Origin of the sequence: Rhizobium sp. RSm-3 (assembly GCF_001854685.1) — a bacterium.
Classification (GTDB): domain Bacteria; phylum Pseudomonadota; class Alphaproteobacteria; order Rhizobiales; family Rhizobiaceae; genus Rhizobium; species Rhizobium ecuadorense.
Map to the genome: position 1 here is coordinate 205,265 of NZ_MAWZ01000057.1, position 16,668 is coordinate 221,932.

General features: G+C 61.1%; 16 protein-coding genes and 2 pseudogenes. 5 read left to right on the top strand and 13 right to left on the bottom strand.

What is annotated here, in order from left to right:
- The first annotated feature begins 127 nt into the window (after positions 1 to 127).
- A complete protein-coding gene (locus BBJ66_RS28170; protein ID WP_071091679.1) occupies positions 128 to 1,159 on the top strand; it encodes an aldo/keto reductase in 1,032 nt (343 codons plus the stop codon).
- 66 nt (positions 1,160 to 1,225) lie between these two features.
- On the opposite strand, the gene BBJ66_RS28175 is transcribed toward BBJ66_RS28170, so the two are convergent.
- Positions 1,226 to 3,010 carry an APC family permease gene (locus tag BBJ66_RS28175; RefSeq protein ID WP_071091681.1) on the bottom strand — a complete coding sequence of 595 codons (1,785 nt, stop codon included), beginning with the start codon at positions 3,008 to 3,010 and terminating at the stop codon, positions 1,226 to 1,228.
- A gap of 249 nt (positions 3,011 to 3,259) precedes the next feature.
- Here BBJ66_RS28175 and BBJ66_RS28180 point away from each other — a divergent pair, with 249 nt between their 5' ends.
- The 4 genes from BBJ66_RS28180 (at position 3,260) to BBJ66_RS28195 (ending at position 7,122) form a co-directional block, all read left to right on the top strand.
- On the top strand, positions 3,260 to 5,629 hold the full coding sequence (locus BBJ66_RS28180) for a DUF1989 domain-containing protein (protein WP_071091685.1): 2,370 nt from the start codon (positions 3,260 to 3,262) through the stop codon (positions 5,627 to 5,629).
- A gap of 286 nt (positions 5,630 to 5,915) precedes the next feature.
- Entirely contained in the window at positions 5,916 to 6,140 is a 225-nt protein-coding gene (locus tag BBJ66_RS28185; RefSeq protein WP_116276596.1) for a cold-shock protein, read from the top strand.
- A gap of 231 nt (positions 6,141 to 6,371) precedes the next feature.
- Positions 6,372 to 6,596, top strand: coding sequence for a hypothetical protein (locus tag BBJ66_RS28190; protein WP_071091688.1), 225 nt, complete (start codon positions 6,372 to 6,374; stop codon positions 6,594 to 6,596).
- Between the two features lie 145 nt (positions 6,597 to 6,741).
- Positions 6,742 to 7,122 (top strand): DUF6481 family protein, encoded by a 381-nt coding sequence (locus BBJ66_RS28195; protein WP_071091691.1) that lies wholly within the window; start codon positions 6,742 to 6,744, stop codon positions 7,120 to 7,122.
- A 42-nt stretch (positions 7,123 to 7,164) separates the two neighbouring features.
- On the opposite strand, the gene minE is transcribed toward BBJ66_RS28195, so the two are convergent.
- The 12 genes and pseudogenes from minE to BBJ66_RS28245 all read right to left on the bottom strand — a co-directional run bounded on the left by minE (position 7,165) and on the right by BBJ66_RS28245 (position 16,655).
- On the bottom strand, positions 7,165 to 7,425 hold the full coding sequence (minE, locus tag BBJ66_RS28200) for a cell division topological specificity factor MinE (RefSeq protein WP_049734360.1): 261 nt from the start codon (positions 7,423 to 7,425) through the stop codon (positions 7,165 to 7,167).
- Entirely contained in the window at positions 7,422 to 8,237 is an 816-nt protein-coding gene (minD, locus tag BBJ66_RS28205) for a septum site-determining protein MinD (protein ID WP_071091694.1), read from the bottom strand. Before minD ends, minE begins: the two co-directional genes overlap by 4 nt.
- A gap of 82 nt (positions 8,238 to 8,319) precedes the next feature.
- Positions 8,320 to 9,042, bottom strand: a complete 723-nt coding sequence (gene minC, locus BBJ66_RS28210; protein ID WP_049734359.1) for a septum site-determining protein MinC — start codon at positions 9,040 to 9,042, stop codon at positions 8,320 to 8,322.
- A gap of 210 nt (positions 9,043 to 9,252) precedes the next feature.
- Positions 9,253 to 9,855: a methyl-accepting chemotaxis protein gene (locus BBJ66_RS35705; protein ID WP_071091697.1), complete on the bottom strand. Its 603-nt coding sequence runs from the start codon at positions 9,853 to 9,855 to the stop codon at positions 9,253 to 9,255.
- Positions 9,856 to 9,952: 97 nt separating this feature from the next.
- A complete protein-coding gene (locus BBJ66_RS28220; RefSeq protein WP_071091700.1) occupies positions 9,953 to 11,290 on the bottom strand; it encodes an NAD(P)-binding domain-containing protein in 1,338 nt (445 codons plus the stop codon).
- Positions 11,291 to 11,388: 98 nt separating this feature from the next.
- Positions 11,389 to 12,429 (bottom strand): heme-dependent oxidative N-demethylase family protein, encoded by a 1,041-nt coding sequence (locus BBJ66_RS28225; protein ID WP_071091703.1) that lies wholly within the window; start codon positions 12,427 to 12,429, stop codon positions 11,389 to 11,391.
- Between the two features lie 34 nt (positions 12,430 to 12,463).
- Positions 12,464 to 13,429: a PDR/VanB family oxidoreductase gene (locus BBJ66_RS28230; RefSeq protein ID WP_071091706.1), complete on the bottom strand. Its 966-nt coding sequence runs from the start codon at positions 13,427 to 13,429 to the stop codon at positions 12,464 to 12,466.
- Positions 13,426 to 14,031: a dimethylamine monooxygenase subunit DmmA family protein gene (locus BBJ66_RS28235; protein WP_071091709.1), complete on the bottom strand. Its 606-nt coding sequence runs from the start codon at positions 14,029 to 14,031 to the stop codon at positions 13,426 to 13,428. The genes BBJ66_RS28230 and BBJ66_RS28235 overlap by 4 nt, the downstream gene beginning before the upstream one ends.
- Before the next feature lie 11 nt (positions 14,032 to 14,042).
- Positions 14,043 to 15,176 (bottom strand): aminomethyltransferase family protein, encoded by a 1,134-nt coding sequence (locus BBJ66_RS28240; protein WP_071091712.1) that lies wholly within the window; start codon positions 15,174 to 15,176, stop codon positions 14,043 to 14,045.
- Positions 15,177 to 15,314: 138 nt separating this feature from the next.
- Positions 15,315 to 15,454 (bottom strand): annotated as a pseudogene (gene purU / locus BBJ66_RS34425) (formyltetrahydrofolate deformylase); the annotation flags it as partial.
- Positions 15,441 to 15,518: pseudogene (gene minC, locus BBJ66_RS35935) on the bottom strand (septum site-determining protein MinC); the annotation flags it as partial. The pseudogenes purU and minC (BBJ66_RS35935), both read right to left, overlap by 14 nt.
- Before the next feature lie 132 nt (positions 15,519 to 15,650).
- A complete protein-coding gene (locus BBJ66_RS28245) occupies positions 15,651 to 16,655 on the bottom strand; it encodes an alpha/beta hydrolase (RefSeq protein WP_083335633.1) in 1,005 nt (334 codons plus the stop codon).
- Positions 16,656 to 16,668 lie beyond the last annotated feature (13 nt).

The following is a 16,668-nucleotide window of genomic DNA, read 5'->3' on the forward strand; positions in this document are numbered from 1 at the left end:
CGCCAGACGTCATCCGGCGGCAAGCGGCCGCCTCAAGCTCGATATTGTCATTAGATTGCGGAAGCCCCCGGCTTCTACCCCGGCGATTTTGCGCGTCGGCTGCGGGCATCCGCATGAGGAGGAAGAAATGGATTATCGCAAGCTCGGTCCCAGCGGGACCGTCGTCACCGCCTATTGCCTGGGCACCATGACCTTCGGCGCGGAGGCCGACGAGGCGGCCTCGCACAGGCTGCTCGACGATTACTTCGCCTGGGGCGGCAATTTCATCGATACCGCCGATGTCTACAGCGCCGGCAAGTCGGAAGAGATCATCGGACGCTGGCTGAAGGCCCGCCCGACAGAGGCCCGCCAGGCGATCGTCGCCACCAAGGGCCGTTTTCCGATGGGCAATGGACCGAACGATATCGGCCTGTCGCGCCGGCATCTCGGCCAGGCGCTCGACGATTCTCTGCGTCGCCTCGGCCTCGAGCAGATCGATCTCTACCAGATGCATGCCTGGGACGCGCTGACGCCGATCGAGGAGACGCTGCGCTTCCTCGACGATGCGGTTTCCTCAGGCAAGATCGGCTATTACGGCTTCTCCAACTATGTCGGCTGGCATATCGCCAAGGCCTCGGAGATCGCCAAGGCGCGCGGTTATACGCGGCCGGTGACGCTGCAGCCGCAATATAACCTGCTGGTGCGCGACATCGAGCTCGAAATCGTCGCCGCCTGCCAGGATGCCGGCATGGGCCTGCTGCCGTGGTCGCCGCTCGGCGGCGGCTGGCTGACCGGCAAATACAAGCGCGACGAGATGCCGACCGGCGCCACCCGCCTCGGCGAAAATCCCAATCGCGGCGGCGAATCCTATGCGCCGCGCAATGCGATGGAACGCACCTGGGCGATCATCGCTGTTGTCGAGGAAATCGCCAAGGCGCACGGCGTCAGCATGGCGCAGGTGGCGCTCGCCTGGACGGCGGCGCAGCCGGCGATCACCTCGGTCATCCTCGGCGCCCGCACGCCGGAACAGCTGGCCGACAATCTCGGTGCCATGAAGCTCAAACTCACAAACGAAGACATGGCGAGACTGAATGAGGTCAGCGCCCCTCAGCCCTTCGACTATCCCTACGGCAAGGGCGGCATCAACCAGCGCCACCGCAAGATCGAAGGCGGCCGCTGAGCTTCGCCCACAAATGCAAAAAGCCGCCATGTTTTTTCATGGCGGCTTTTCTGCCTGGGAGGCATTTTAAGCCGGAAGCTGGAAGATCACGTTGGCGATCAGGACGATCGCCAGACCGGCGGCGAGCGCGAGATAGGGCAGAATACCGGCCTTTTTGACGCCGAGATCCTGGCCGACGAGGCCGAGATCTTCCATCGCGCCTGCCGGGAATTTGCCGCCGTCGCGCACATAGTGGCGGTAGGCAAAGACCGGCAGGATGAGGGCGGCGAAGATGAAGCCGACCCAGAGCGCATTGGAATAACCCCAGACCTTGGCGCCGGCGCCGAGGAACAGCGCGTTGACGAAGGCAAGCACGGTGTTGAGACCGATCAGCCAGGTCGGTGCCTTCCAGGGGCGTTCGATATGGCCGGAATCCATCCGATGGATCCAGCCGGAGTTGAGGTTCAGGAAGTTGAAGATGATGTAGCCGACATTCGAGACGGCGAGCACGAAGAAGTAACCGCCGGTATCCGAGGCGATGGCCAGCAGGAAGAGGTTGAAGGCGAAATCGGTCCACATCGCCCGTGTCGGCGCGCCGTTTTCGTTGACGTGGTCGAGATATTTCGGCAGCCAGCCGTCCTTCGAGCCCTGGTAGAGCGTGCGCGAGGAACCGGCCATCGCCGTCATGATGGCGAGGAAGAGCGCCATGATCATCAGCACGACGAGCAATTGGGTGATCACCCGGCCGGCGCCGATCAGGCCGCCGAGCGCTTCGGCAACGCCGGTGCCATCGACAATGCCGGGCGCGAGCATGCCCGCATGACCGAGAACGCCCTGGAAGGCGAAGGGCACGAGGAAGAAGAACAGGCAGCAGGCAAGGCCGGAATAGAAGATCGCCTTGAAGGTGTCGGTCTTCGGATTCTTGAGTTCGCGGGTGTAGCAGACGGCCGTCTCGAAGCCGTAGGTCGACCAGGCGGCGATATAGAGTCCGCCGAGGAAGAGCGTCCAGCCGCCGTTGCTCCAGGTGCCGTCGGCGCCGGAATAGGCGGCCGTCGGCGGCACCAGGCCGGTGACGTTGGCGGCAAGGATATGGCCGCTGACGATCGGGTAGAGGCCGATGATAAGCAGCGGCACGAGCACGATGATCGCCAGCCACTTTTGCACGCTGGCGGTTTCCGAGATGCCCCGATGCTGGATCGCGAAGATGATCAGCATCAGGATGCCGCCGATGAAGAAGGTGGCATTGACGTTGGCGGTGGCGAGAAAGGGAATGCTGAAGCTGACGAGCGACCAGCTGCGGATCCACGGCGTCAGCGCAGCGACGCCGTCGGTGCCGAGCAACGCCTTGACGGCGTCATCGGGCGTCGTGCCTGCATGGGCGGCAATATATTCGGCGACGCGGGGGCTATCGGCCGTGATGGAAGCGGCATGCGCGGAGATCCAGTCGAGGACCATCTGCGAATCCGCCGCCGGGATCGGGAAGAACGCGTTGAGAATATAACCGGCGGCGATGGCGCAGCCGAGCGACAGCACGGGCGACCAGGCAAACCAGTTGCACCAGACGGACAGCGGCGCGATGAACTTCGAATAACGCAGCCAGGCAGTGGCACCATAGACCGAGGCGCCGCCGGATTTGTTGGCGAACATGCCGGCGATTTCGGCATAGGTGAAGGATTGCAGGAAACCCATCACCATCGAAATGATCCAGACGACGAAGGCGAGCTTGCCCGTCGTGCCTGCAATGCCGCCGATGGAGAAGAGAACGAGCGGCGGCACGCCCGCCGCCACCCAGAATGCGCCCTTCCAGTCGAGCGCGCGTACAAGCTTACCTTCGGTGCCGGATGAAATCCCGGCCTCCACAACGTCTGTCATCGGTGAAATTCCCCATTCGATTGTTCCGGACGTATCTCTGTACGTCTCCCTGAACGTGTCTCCCTGACAGTCTCAAGCCAGCCCGGATGATTTTGGCGATCCGTGTCCCGACGGATTCCCCGAGTCTCAACTCTTTATGCATAGTGAAGATATTTTCTTTTTAGTCAACGCGACTTTACTTTCGCCGGCCATTTTGTAACCTGTATGAGTGGATGCCCGAGGGCATGCCGATCCTCCCATGAGGGCAGAATGCGAGAACTTCATCCTGCTATGACGGGCCTGCGGCCTGCGGTCGCAAGCCTTGTGCACTATCCCGGCATTCCCACCTTACCGGCGGGAACGGAGCGCTACAGGGCAAAAGGCGGCGGATCGGTCGTGGTGCGCGTCGAGACGGGCGACTGCGTTAGCGTCATCGATAGCGAGGGCGGGCAGGTTTGCGAGATCTCCTTCCTCGACGAAAAGGGGCGCTTCCTGGCGGCAGGTCTTGGAACGGCATTCAGCAATTCAGCCGAAGGCTTAAAGGCCATTCTTCAAGGAGAAGATGAGGATGCAGCCCGCACGCGCGCAGCGCTCGAGCGGCGCGGCGCCGATCTTGCCGCGGCCGGAGCGCTCAGCATTTTCGGGGCGGGATCGAGCCCGGGCAGCCGGGCGGATTTCACTGCTACCATGAAGGGCCTGCTGATCGTCGCAGCACCCGCCGCCGCCATGTCGCCGGAGGCGCAGGATACGGCGACGCCGATCGAGGTCAGGATCAAGCGCAGCCTGCTGATCCGCGATTATGCCTCCGCCCTGCCGGAACCGGCCGCCGACCCCATCGAGGATATCCGCATCCGGGCGGCGACTGCCGCCGCCTATTTCGTTCGCGCCGGCGAATTCATCCAGATCATCGACGTCTACGGACGCCAGTGCACCGATTTCCAGGCTTTCGCCGCCCGCAAGGTCGACAAGGGCCTCGATCTGGCGCTGGATTCGACGGTCACCCGCACGCTGCTCGGCCGCAGCTATCCGATGCCGGGCCTGCCTTCCAAGGCCTTCGACCGCGACTTCGAGCCGCTGGTCGAGATCGTCCAGGATACGGTCGGGCGCCACGACGCTTTCGCGACCGCCTGCAATTCGCGCTATTACGACGACATGGGTTATCCCGGCCATGTCAACTGCACGGATAATTTCAACGCGGCGCTGGCGCCTTACGGCATTGCCGGCCGCAAGGGCTGGGAAGCGCTGAACTATTTCTACAACACCAATATCGACCACAACAACCAGCTCTATCTCGACGAGCCCTGGTCGCGCCCCGGCGATTACGTGCTGATGCGGGCGCTGACCGATCTCGTCTGCGTCTCCTCGTCCTGCCCCGACGATATCGACGCGGCGAACGGCTGGGATCCGACGGATATCCACGTCCGCACCTTTTCCGGAAAAGAGAAATTCTCACGAGCGGTGGCCTATCGCATGACCCCAGATGCCGACGCCGAACTGACGCGCGAAACCGCATTCCATCCCCGCCTCTCCGCCTTGACGCGGGACTACACCGAATATCGCGGCTACTGGCTGCCGAACCGCTTTTCCGCCGAAGGGCCGGTCGAGGAGTATTGGGCCTGCCGCGAGCGCGCCGCCGTCATCGATCTCTCGCCCTTGCGGAAATTCGAGGTGACGGGCCCGGATGCCGAGCAGCTTCTGCAATATTGCCTGACACGCGACATCCGCAAACTGTCGACCGGCCAGGTCGTCTATTCCGCCATGTGTTACGAAAACGGCGGCATGATCGACGACGGCACGCTCTTCCGGCTCGGCGACCAGAACTTTCGCTGGATCGGCGGCGATGACTTCAGTGGCCTATGGCTGCGTCAGCAGGCCGAGAAGAAGGGCTTCAAGGCCTGGGTTCGCTCGTCGACCGATCAGATGCACAATATCGCCCTGCAGGGCCCGAAGAGCCGCGATATCCTGAAGGAGATCATCTGGACGGCGCCACGCCAGCCTGATATCGGCGAACTCGAATGGTTCCGCTTCACCATCGGCCGCATCGGTGGCTTCGAGGGCGCTCCCGTCGTCGTCTCGCGCACAGGTTATACCGGCGAGCTCGGTTACGAAATCTTCTGTCATCCGAAGGATGCGCTGACGGTGTTCGACGCGGTCTGGGAGGCTGGGCAGCCGCACGGGTTGAAGCCGATGGGGCTGGAAGCGCTCGACATGGTCCGCATCGAGGCGGGCCTGATTTTTGCCCATCACGAATTCACCGACCAGACGGACCCGTTCGAGGCCGGCATCGGCTTCACCGTGCCGCTGAAATCCAAGCAGGACGAATTCATCGGCCGCGAAGCGCTGATCCGGCGCAAGGAGCATCCGCGCCATCTGCTCGTCGGCCTCGACGTCAAGGCCAATGAGGCCGTCGGCCACGGCGATTGCGTCCATATCGGCCGGGCCCAGATCGGCGTTGTCACCAGCGCCACCCGCTCGCCGATCCTCGCCAAGACGATCGCGCTCGCCCGCATCGACGTGATGCATGCAACTCCCGGCACCGAGGTCGAAATCGGCAAGCTCGACGGCCACCAGAAACGCCTGCCGGCCACGATCGTGCCGTTGTCGCACTACGACCCGCAGAAGACGCGGCCGCGCTCTTAACGCATGCGTTCAAGACCTGGTGACGCAGATCGGTTCGGCGTCACCGATGATGGGTAACGCACTGCGGCAATGTGTAAAATTGTCGAGATGCAACCATTCGGAGAGGCTGGGGCTTCGAAGAACTAAAAGTTGACAAATTCGAGATCAATGATTATGTCGGGATTGTCGATATTGCTTGTTTGACTTTTGTTATCGCACGCCGGCAACGTGCCCTGGACGAACTTCCCTCTTCAAAATCGAGATCATCATCCGTCGTGCTTCCCGCACGTGCGGCCTGTCAATTGCTATGAAAGGGTTTGTTATGACCACTGGCACAGTTAAATGGTTCAATTCCACCAAGGGCTTCGGCTTTATTCAGCCTGATGACGGCGGCGCTGACGCCTTCGTTCACATCTCTGCCGTCGAGCGCGCCGGAATGCGTGAAATCGTCGAAGGCCAGAAGATCGGCTACGAGCTTGAACGCGATAACAAGTCGGGCAAAATGTCCGCTTGCAATCTGCGAGCTGCCTAAAATTGATATCTGCTTTCCTGTGCCACGGATGGACTGGCACTGTTGAAAGCATGATACCGGCGAGGTCAGGCAAGTTGCCTGGCCTTTTTCTTGCGCTCGCCGAGCGGCGATTGCATAATTCCTTAGATCGGAATCGATCTAAGGAATTATGCAGCATTTCAGAGTGTTGCAGCGTCCTTTGCGCGTTTCTCATAAAGACGCGCGGCGCTGTCACGAAAATCCAGGACTGATATGACAGACACGCACAGCAAATCGCGCCAGCGGGCGGAGATCGCCTTCGGAAACGTACAATCGCAATTCTTGGCGCGCAGCCGCGCGGTCGAGGAAATCGACCAGACCGTGCGCGCCCGCGAGGAAAAGACCTTGAGATTGCGCGAAGCCCGTGAGGCCAAGGAATTGCAGGATCGCTTGATGGCGGCCGCCAGCCCTGCCGTGAAGCGAAAAAAGAAAAAGTGATTCAAGATCTAGATGATTTCACGCCGGATTGGCATAATGGCATCCGGATCCCAATCGAAGAAATAGAGCATAGGGTCATTCCGAAAGCCGCACAGTTTTCGGCAATCATGCTCTAACGTCGCAGTCAACCAGTCAGGTAACAGAATTGAAAAACGCCAGAAACAATGAGCTTTCCGATCGCCGCGGCGCCGCTGCCGAAGCCAAGGCCGCTCTCCTCAATGCGTATCGTGACGCCAAGGATAAGGCTGAACCGACCCGGCTCGCGAAGCAGGCGGAGCGTCAGGCCGTCGCTGCGGCCAGGGAAGAACGCCGCGCCGAGCGGGAGCGGGTAAAGCGTGAGGAGCGCGCGCAGGCTGAAGCCGCAGAAGCCGAACGCCAGGCCGCCGCCGAGGCCGAAGCACGTGCCGACGCCGAAGCGCGCGAAGCGGCTGACAAAGACCGCATCGCTCGCGTGATTGCAGATGAAGCCGCCCGAAAGGCCGCACGCGACCTGCGTTACGCCAATCGAAAAGCCAGAAAGTCGTGATTGTCGGCGCTGCCTGTTTTCACCAACAGGCAGCGCTCTCTTTCAAGCGGCCTGAACGGCTGCATTCAACGGGATTTCGACATCGATTTCGAGCGTCGAGACGTATTCGTTGCGATCGATCGTCACCTGCACCTTGTCGTGATCAAGCTCGACATGCTTTGCGATCACCGCAAGGATTTCCTCGCGCAGCAGCGTGACCAGGTCTGAGCCTGCCGAAGAGCGCTCATGGGCAAGAAGCACCTGCAGGCGTTCGCGGGCGGCCGGTGCGGTTCTCTGCTTGTTGAAGAGACGGAAAATATTCATGCTGCCCTCCGTCCGAAGATCTTGCCGAAAATATTGCGCTTTTCCTCAGGGATCGCCATCGGCACCAACTCGCCGGCGAGCCGACGGGCGGCATCGAAATAGGCCATCGCAGCCGGGCTGCGGCTTTCGGCCAGCGTGACCGGCGCACCGATGTTGGAGGCGCGCAGGACATCCATGCTTTCGGGCACGATGCCGAGCAGCGGGATGGACAGGATTTCCAGCACGTCGTCAACCTTGAGCATGTCGCCGCGTTCGGCGCGGTTGGCGTCGTAGCGGGTCAGCAGCAGGTGCTTTTCCATCCGCTCGCCGCGTTCGGCCTTGGCGGTCTTGGAGTCAAGCAGGCCGATGATGCGATCGGAATCGCGCACCGACGAGACTTCCGGGTTGGTGACGACAACGGCGACATCGGCATGGCGCATGGCAAGCGTTGCGCCGCGCTCGATGCCGGCGGGGCTGTCGCAGATGATCCAGTCGAAATAGCGCTTCAGGTCGTTGATGACGCGTTCGACGCCCTCGGCCGTCAGATTGTCCTTGTCGCGCGTCTGCGAGGCCGGCAGCAGGAACAGCGTTTCCAGCCGTTTGTCGCGGATCAGCGCCTGAGTGAGCTTCGCGTCGCCCTGGATGACATTGATCAGGTCGTAGACGACCCGGCGCTCGGCGCCCATGACGAGGTCGAGATTGCGCAAGCCGACGTCGAAATCGACGACGACGACTTTTTCATTGCGTTGCGCCAGGGCCGCTCCCAATGCGGCGGTCGAGGTTGTCTTGCCAACCCCGCCCTTGCCTGACGTGACGACGATCACTTTCCCCATGTCTCTCTCCTTTGCCGTGCCGCAGTAATTCGAAGTGTTGCAGCGTCCTTTGCGCGTCTCTCAAAGACGCGCAGCGCTGCCGTCAGGTCAGTTTCTCAGCCATGATCGCATCGTCTTCGAGCCAAAGCTGAACAGCCTGTCCGCGAAGATTGGCGGCCATGTCTTCCGCCATTTTGTAAACGCCGTCGATTGCCACCAGCTCTGCTTCGAGCTTGCGGCAAAAGATCCGCGCCGATGCGTTGCCGATCGATCCCGCCATCGCTCGGCCACGCAGCGCCCCATAAATATGGACCGACCCGCCGGCGATGACCTCGGCGCCCGAGGCGACAGATCCCACGATGGTGACGTCGCCTTCCGGGAAGATCACCGATTGCCCGGAGCGCACCGGCTCCCTGATGACGATCGATTGCGTCGTTGCCGGGCGGATCTCGGCTACTGCAGGTTTCACTGCCGAATCGGCAGGCTCATTCGCCTGAACCTCGATGTCGGAAGCGGAGCGGCCGCCTTTCAGCGCCGGAGGCATGCCCGAGCCGAGAATGGAAGGCCGCGCGCCCTCGATGCCCATGATGCTGACATTGCGCTTGGCCAGTTCGGCAATAAGCTCTTTCAGCTGCGGCCGGTCGATTTGCAGATCCGTCAGATCGAGCACGACAGGCCGTCCGAGGAAGAAACCGGCCGAACGGGCGGCCAGATCGTCGAGCCTCGCCAACCAATCATCGAAAGGAAGGTCCGGAGACAACATGACGGCCAGGAAGGACCGGCCCTTGATGCGGATAGAGCGAGCGTCTGTTAGCACTTTGGTCATCTATGTGAAGAAATCGTTGACCATGTCTAACGCGGCTATGGTTAACAAAAAGTTAACACGGCCTTAACAATCCCCACAACGAGATAAGATTCTTTAGCCGAAAAACTGCGGCAACACATTGATAATGTATCGTAATATCAACAGGCGTGGGACGGTTAACAATGCAGCCTTCGGCCTGAGACCTAACTATTTTGTGGGCCGGGAAAACGCTCAGCCTTCGGCTTTGCGTTGCGCCTCGGAAATGGCGCGTGCGGCCTCTTCGGAGGAGTTGGCAAGCATGCGCATCTCGGCGGCAAGCACGGCAAAGCCCGATCCGGCGGTGCCGGCGCGGGCGGCCTCGATGCCGGCATTGACGGCAAGCAGCTTCAGGTAGCGCAGCGATTGCAGGATCTCATTGGTCTTCGAGGCGGTGACGCGCATGTCGGCGGTGCGTTCATCGATTCGCTGATAGAGCGATTCGATGTTGATGATGCTGCCTTCGAGGTAGAGAAGCTCGCCCTTCTGGTCCCAGATGCCACCGCCGGTCTCCGTCACCCAGATGAGATGACCCATCGCATGGCGTATGCGATATTCCATCGTCCAGTCCACGCGTTTGTCCAGCGCCCGGCCGACGATTTCGTCCATCAAAGGCACGTCTTCCTCGTACATGATCGAGGTGAAGGTCCGCGTCCGGTTGCCGATGATTTCGTCGGCGGGATAACCGAAGATGCGCTCGATGCCGTCGGTCATCTCAAGCATCGTGTAGTTTTCATCGGCACGGCAGCGATAGAGAAAACCGCTCATGCGTCCGAGAATGCTCGTTTGAAAATCCATGGAGACCACATGAGAAGAGAAGGTTGCGGATGGATTTATTGCTGCCCAAAGCGCCGGAAGAGCGCGCACGACACCTCCTCCGGCGATCCCAGTCTCGTCAGTTCCGCAGATATTCCTCCTTGGAATCGTCGAGCGCCTCGACCCAGGGCGTGTGGTGCTTCGGCGACATGTTGCCGGTCATCAGCGATCGATAGGCATGGTCGCGGAAGCCCATGATATTGTCCGCCTTGTGATGTTCCCACTCCATGAAGGTCCGGTTGGTGCCTTCGATGTCGAAGGAGGGATAATCGGTCTCGGCCAGCAGTTCCTTCACATAGTCGCCCTGATACCAGATCATCTGCTCGGCATCCTCGAGCGTCTCTTCGCGGGCGCGCCACATGTCGAAATTGGCTTTCAGTTCCTCTTCCGGCGGCAGGGTGATGCGGCCCATCATCACGTCGCGGGCCCACCAGGCCTGCACGTCGAACATGTTGAAAGTATAGAACTGGTCCTGCATGCCGATATAGAAGAGCTGCGGGTTCTTATCGAAGATCACCCCCTTGTAAAGGCTGTCCGCCCAGAGGCGGTTGGCGGTCTTCAGCCGGAGGTCGTCGGGCAGGAAAGGGAAATGGTGCTGGTAGCCGGTGCAGAGGATTACCGCATCGACGTCCTTGGTCGAGCCGTCGAGGAAATGCGCCGTGCGGTTTTCGAGCTTGGTCAGCAGCGGCCGTTCCTCGAAATTCTCCGGCCATTTGAAGCCCATCGGCTTCGAGCGGTAGCTCGTGGTCACCGATTTCGCGCCGTATTTCCAGCATTGCGAGCCGATGTCCTCGGCCGAATAGCTGCGGCCGACGAGTAGGATGTCCTTGCCCTTGAACTCCAGCGCATCGCGGAAATCGTGGGCATGCAGGACGCGGCCGTTGAAGGTCTTCACGCCCTCGAAATAGGGCACGTTCGGCGTCGAGAAGTGACCTGATGCCACGACGACATAGTCGAACTCCTCGTCATACATCCGGTCCTCGACGCGATTATGCGCCGTCACCGTGAATTTCTTCGTCGCTTCGTCGAAACGGACCATGCGCACCGGCGTGCTGAAACGCACCCAGTGGCGGACATTCGCCTTCTCGACGCGGCCCTTGATGTAATCCCAGAGCACGGCGCGCGGCGGATAGGAGGCGATCGGCTTGCCGAAATGCTCCTCGAAGGAATAGTCGGCGAATTCGAGGCATTCCTTCGGCCCGTTCGACCAGAGATAACGATACATGCTGCCATGCACCGGCTCACCATATTCGTCGAGGCCGGTGCGCCAGGTGTAGTTCCAGAGCCCGCCCCAGTCCGACTGCTTTTCGAAGCAGACGATCTCCGGGATCTCGGCGCCCTTCTGGGCAGCCGATTGAAAGGCGCGCAGCTGCGCCAGCCCGGAAGGACCGGCACCGATGACGGCTACTCTTGTCATGAAGCATTCCCCTCTTGATTATGCGATATCGATTTACGGACGAAATTTCAAAGCGTTACGCTGTCTTTCGCGCCTGAAAAGGTGTGCATCGCGGCGCGTCAGTCGGGAAAAATGCCGGAGCTGGTCGGCGCCCCGTCGTCATATTTGGAAAGCCAGTCGATCGTCGTCTCGCGGAAACGGGTAAGACCCTTGTAGTCGATGAGCTCGGGCGGCAGCGTCTTCAGCACGCGCGGGAAACGGCGCGCCCATTTCGGCACGGTGACGAGCTCGTCCATGTTCATCAGATAGCAGCGGATGACGAAGAGGATGGCGTTGGAGCGCGGCAGGCGCCAGAGGCTCTGCAGCTCGACGCGCAGATGCACCTTCTCGCCGACATTGTCCGGCGTCACCGTGGTGCGGTCGGGACCCCATTTGTGATAATTCTCGGGGCTTGTGTCGAGCCGCGGATTGATCGTCATCGTCCAGTTGAAGCGTCGTGTCGGCTTGCCCTGCTGCAGGTTCAAGAGGAATTTCAGCGCCCTGTCGAAGACGCCGATCTGGTGGGCGAGTGGCACCGGTCCGTGCCATTCCATGAAATTCATGCCGATATCGAAATCGAGAGACCAATCGGCCTGCGTCGTCACCATGCCGGCATCCATCCACAGATTGCCGTCGCGCTGGTCGACGATGCAGAAATCGCCCTGGGCCTGGCGGGTAATATACTCGAAGGGCTCACAGGGCAGTGTCGAGGCGTCGCCGAAGGTGAAGCTGTCGTCGATGCCGAGCGGGCGGTTGATCCAGCGCCACTGGTCGCCGTTGCGGATCAGCGTGAAATGCTCGGGATTACCCGCCGCCTGCTCTTCCATCAGCAGTTCCAGCGTGTCCCATTGCGCGCTCATCATGTGCGGCAGCGCCTGATAGCGCAGCGGATCCTCCTTCAAAACCAGTGCCCTGTCGTGCATCTCGGCGACATAGTGTTCGTCGACGTCGATCAGGTTTTCGAAGACGGTGCCGGCCCGGCCGCGCACATGCGGTTCCATGTTGACGGAATACATATATTCGTCGCGGTCGAAGGGAAATGGGAAGCGGCGGATGTTCCCGGGGCTGTTGCGGTAGCTGAAATCGTCCCGGAATGTTTCCTGCTTGAAAGCGATTGCCATGTCCGGTCTCCTTTTTGCGCTTTTTCCGGTGCCGTCAAAGATCGAGATGCAGGATGTTCCCCTCGAAGCGGGAAACGCAGATCATCACCTTCCGCCCGGATGCCTTTTCTTCACTCGTCAGATAGACGTCATTGTGCAGCAGCTTGCCGTCGCAGGTGACGACACCAGTTTCGCATTGACCGCAGGCGCCGCCGCGACAGAGGAAGGGTGCGTCGACACCCGCCGCTTCGACCGCCTCGAGCATGCTTTCGTGATGGCCGACCTTCACCGTCTTGCCGGAGCGGATCAACTCCATCGTGAAGGGCTTGCCGGGCAGCGACGACAGGAACCGTTCCGAATGCAGGTTCTGCTCCGGCCAGCCGGCCTCCAGCCCCGCCTTGAGCACGCCATCGATCATGCCTGCGGGGCCGCAGACATAAAGATGCGTACCAAGCGGCTGGCCGTCGAGCAGGCGCGTCAACGGGATGGTGCTGCCTTCAGCGTCGCAATGGATCTTGATGCGATGCTGGCCGTAGCGTTCCTGGAGCTCCCGCCAGTAGGCACCGCGGTCGCGCGTGCGGATGGCATAATGCAGCTCGAAATTGGCACCCTCGCGGGAAAATTGCTCCATCATCGCGATGAAGGGGGTAATGCCGATGCCGCCGGCGATCAGAAGATGCTTGCGCCCGCGCCAATCCGGCTGGAAGAGGTTGACGGGATAACTGACCTTCAGCTCGTCGCCTTCCCGCACCTTCTCATGCATGAAGGTGGAGCCGCCGCGCGACTCCTCGACGTGCAGCACGCTGATCTCATAGGCTGCGCAATCCTGCGGCGGCGACATCAGCGAATAGGCGTTGCGTCTGACATGGCCGCCATCGTTCATCGAGACGATGATATGTGCGCCGCCGGAAAAATAAGGCATCGGCTTGCCGTCCAGACGCTCGAAGCGGAAGCGCTTGACGCGTTCGGCGATCGGGGTGATCCGCGCCACGCGGACGGGAATTTCAGTGCCGCCGCTCAAAGGAACAACTCCTCAGGGTCGGGCGCGCTGCCGGGTTCTTCCGCATCGATATTGACACCCTGGAAGGCGGCGAGCCGGCGCGAATAATGATCGCGCACCAGAAGCGTCAGCCCGCAATGGCTGCAGGAAAAGGGGCTGGCGGTGACGTCGTCAGTGGTGCCCTTGCAATGGACGCATTGCACGCGCCTGGCGAGCGATCCCCGGTGCTCGGTGATGAGGGAGGCGTGATCCATGCCGCAATCGAGCGCCACCAGCATTGCCTGACCGATGAAGCCCTCGGTGCCCGATATATAAAGCCGTGTGCCCATATGGGCGGTGGCGAGCGAACCCTTCAATCGGAAGAGCAATGTCGCGATCGTCGGCGCCGTAAAGAACATGTCGGCGCCGAGGCGGCGCAGCGCCTCGTCCAAGCCGGTGCCCTGCGAGCCGCGGGCGACATAGAGGATTTCGCTGCGGGAAAGAGCGGTTTCGTCAAGTGCGGGATGCTGGTCCAGGAGCGCCTTGGCGCCCTCCCCTTCGAGTGCGAAAATATGCCGCTTGGCTTTGGGCTGGATGATCAGCCCCTTGTAGACCGGTCGGCTCTTGATGCCTGCAACGAGCATGGGCGTGCTCCTTAACCTACGGCGGTCCTCTTCTTCTTCTCCGGATCGTCGAAGGGAAGTGTGTGGGCGGTAGCGCTTGCCTTCACGGTCTTGCCGCGGACTTCGAGTTTCGTCCCATGCACCGCCTTGTCAACGTCCAGGCGGGCGATCGCCATGGATTTCTTCGTCAGCGACGAATAGCTAGGGCAGGTAATGACGCCGACTTTTCTGTCGTCGGCAAAGACCTCGTCGCCGAGATCGGCCGGTCCGTCGGCATCGATCAGCATGCCGAAGATCTTGAAGCGTTCCTTGCCTTTCAGGCGGGCATGTTCCTCGGCGCCGCGGAAGCCTGTCTTGCCGGGGCTGACGGTGAAGTCGAGGCCGAGTTCCCAGAGGCTGTCGCCGGGCGGCTGATCGGCGAAGGGATACATCTGCGAATTGTCGTAGGGATAGAACAGCAGATAGCTTTCGACGCGCAGCATGTCGAGCACGGAGAAGCAGCAGGGGATGATGCCCATGTCCCTGCCTTCCTCGACGATCCGGTCCCAGACCATGACGGCATCCTGGCCGCGCACGAAGATCTCGTAGCCGCGTTCGCCGGTATAGCCGGTGCGCGAGATCATCACCGGCGCACCGAACAGCGTCGTCTGCATGTGGTGGAAATATTTGAGATCGCGGATGCCGGGCACATATTTGGCAAGATAGTCGACGGCGAGCGGGCCCTGCAGCGACAGGTCGTGCAGATCGTCGTCGAAGAGCACGGCGCAATTGCGGCCTGCCGCCTGCCTGACGACCTCCTCGTGGCCGGAGCCGGAGCCATGCACCAGTATCCAGGAATTCGGGCCGGTGCGATAGACGATGCAATCGTCGGTGAAATGGCCGCGATCGTTCAGCATGGCCGCATAGACCGAGCGGCCGGGATAGATCTTCGTCATGTCGCGGGTGGTGATGTAATCGAGCACGGCGATGGCGTGCGGTCCGACCAGATGCACCTTCTTCAGGCCGGAGACATCCATGAGGCCGGCCTTGGTGCGAACGGCGACATGTTCTTCCGACATGTCCTTGTCATAGGTCCAGGCGGTCCCCATGCCGCTCCAGTCCTCGAGCTTCGAGCCAAGAGCGCGGTGCCGATCCGCTAAGGTGGAGAAACGCCATGATAGAGCCATTTTCGTTCCCTCTTGTTTCCTGTACGGAATATTTGTTTCTTGACTATATAAGTCTTTTGCGTCGTGGCAAGCCCATCCGATGTGCATTTCCGCAAAACTTTGGCGGCATCTGCGCTGCCGCCGGTGAGCCGGCCGCGTTCACCCCATGCGTTCGGAGGAATAACTGCCGGGCTGGCCGGGAAGGCCACGATTCTATTGCCGTTGATGAAGGTGCTGTGATGGATATGGGCGTGGATGGCGCGGGTCAGCACCGGGCTTTCGAGGTCGCGACCGATCGATTTGGAGATCCGTCAGATCGAGCAAGACGGGCCCGTCGAGGAAGAAGCCGGCCGAACGCGCGGCCCTTGATGCGGATAGGGCGAACGTCTGTTAGCACTTTGGTCTGAAGGCAGAGATTAAAGTAACTGCCTGAAGATATTTATATTTTCCGTGGCTCTGGAGGTGGACGGCAGATCGCCCATGCCGGCATGAGGCTTAACCAAGCGTGCGGCGGAAGTGAGCAGCGACGCGGTCGGCGGCGTCACCTACCGGGCCGCTCTGATCATAGAAGTCGAAGTGAGCGCCCTCGGCCCAATGCAACTCCTTGGGTCCGGCCAGAAGCCCGTAAACTTTTCGGGCCTGGTCTGGGAAAGCCGAACCCTCGGAGTGGATCATGAGCGTCGGCGCCGTGACTCGCGAAGCCCGGGATATGGGATCGAAATCGATCCACGGCTCCCAAGCCATCACCGCGAATTCGTTGCGCCAGGATGGAACGCCGCCACCGCGCGTCTGATCCAGGTAATATTGGCTCGGGCTGACGCTCGCCGCCGTTTGGTCGGTATTGTGGTAGGCGCGGATGGTCTTGATCTCGCCGGTCTCGTCGTAGATCTGCCGTGCGAGACGGCCCTCGGCCCTGAGGCGCTCGACGGCCTCTGGTCCTTTCTTGATCAGCGCTACCAGTTCCGGCTCGGAGAAGAAGCCCGCCACGGTCGCGACCGCGCCGACATTGGCGTCCTCGGCCGCCGTGTAGAGGACGGTGCCGCCAGAGGTGCAAATCCCAAGGAGCCCTGTTCCGGACACATCCGGCCGGCTTGCCAGGTAACGCAGCGCTGCCGACAGGTCTTCGGCCTTGGCGGCGGGATCCTCGTATTGACGTTTGGCACCGCCGCTCTGGCCGTAGTTCCGGTAATCGATGGCCAGTGCCATCACGCCACGACGCGCCATTTCACCGCCATAGATGCCGCCCATCTGCTCTTTCACCGAGGTGAAGGACCCGCCGACGGCCACGGCCGGATAGCGTTTGGCAGGATCATGGCCTTCAGGCAGGTAGAGATGGGCGACCACATAGCTGTCGCCGCTGGCAAAGCTGACGGTCAGTGGTGTGATTTTTCCGCGATGTGCACTCAGGGTCTGAGACATGCCAACTCCTACACGGGAGAACAGGGCGACAGCTCCAACCGACAGGCCGAAGGTGCGGCGGGTGATCGATGAGGCAGTCATCCATGTCTCCTCT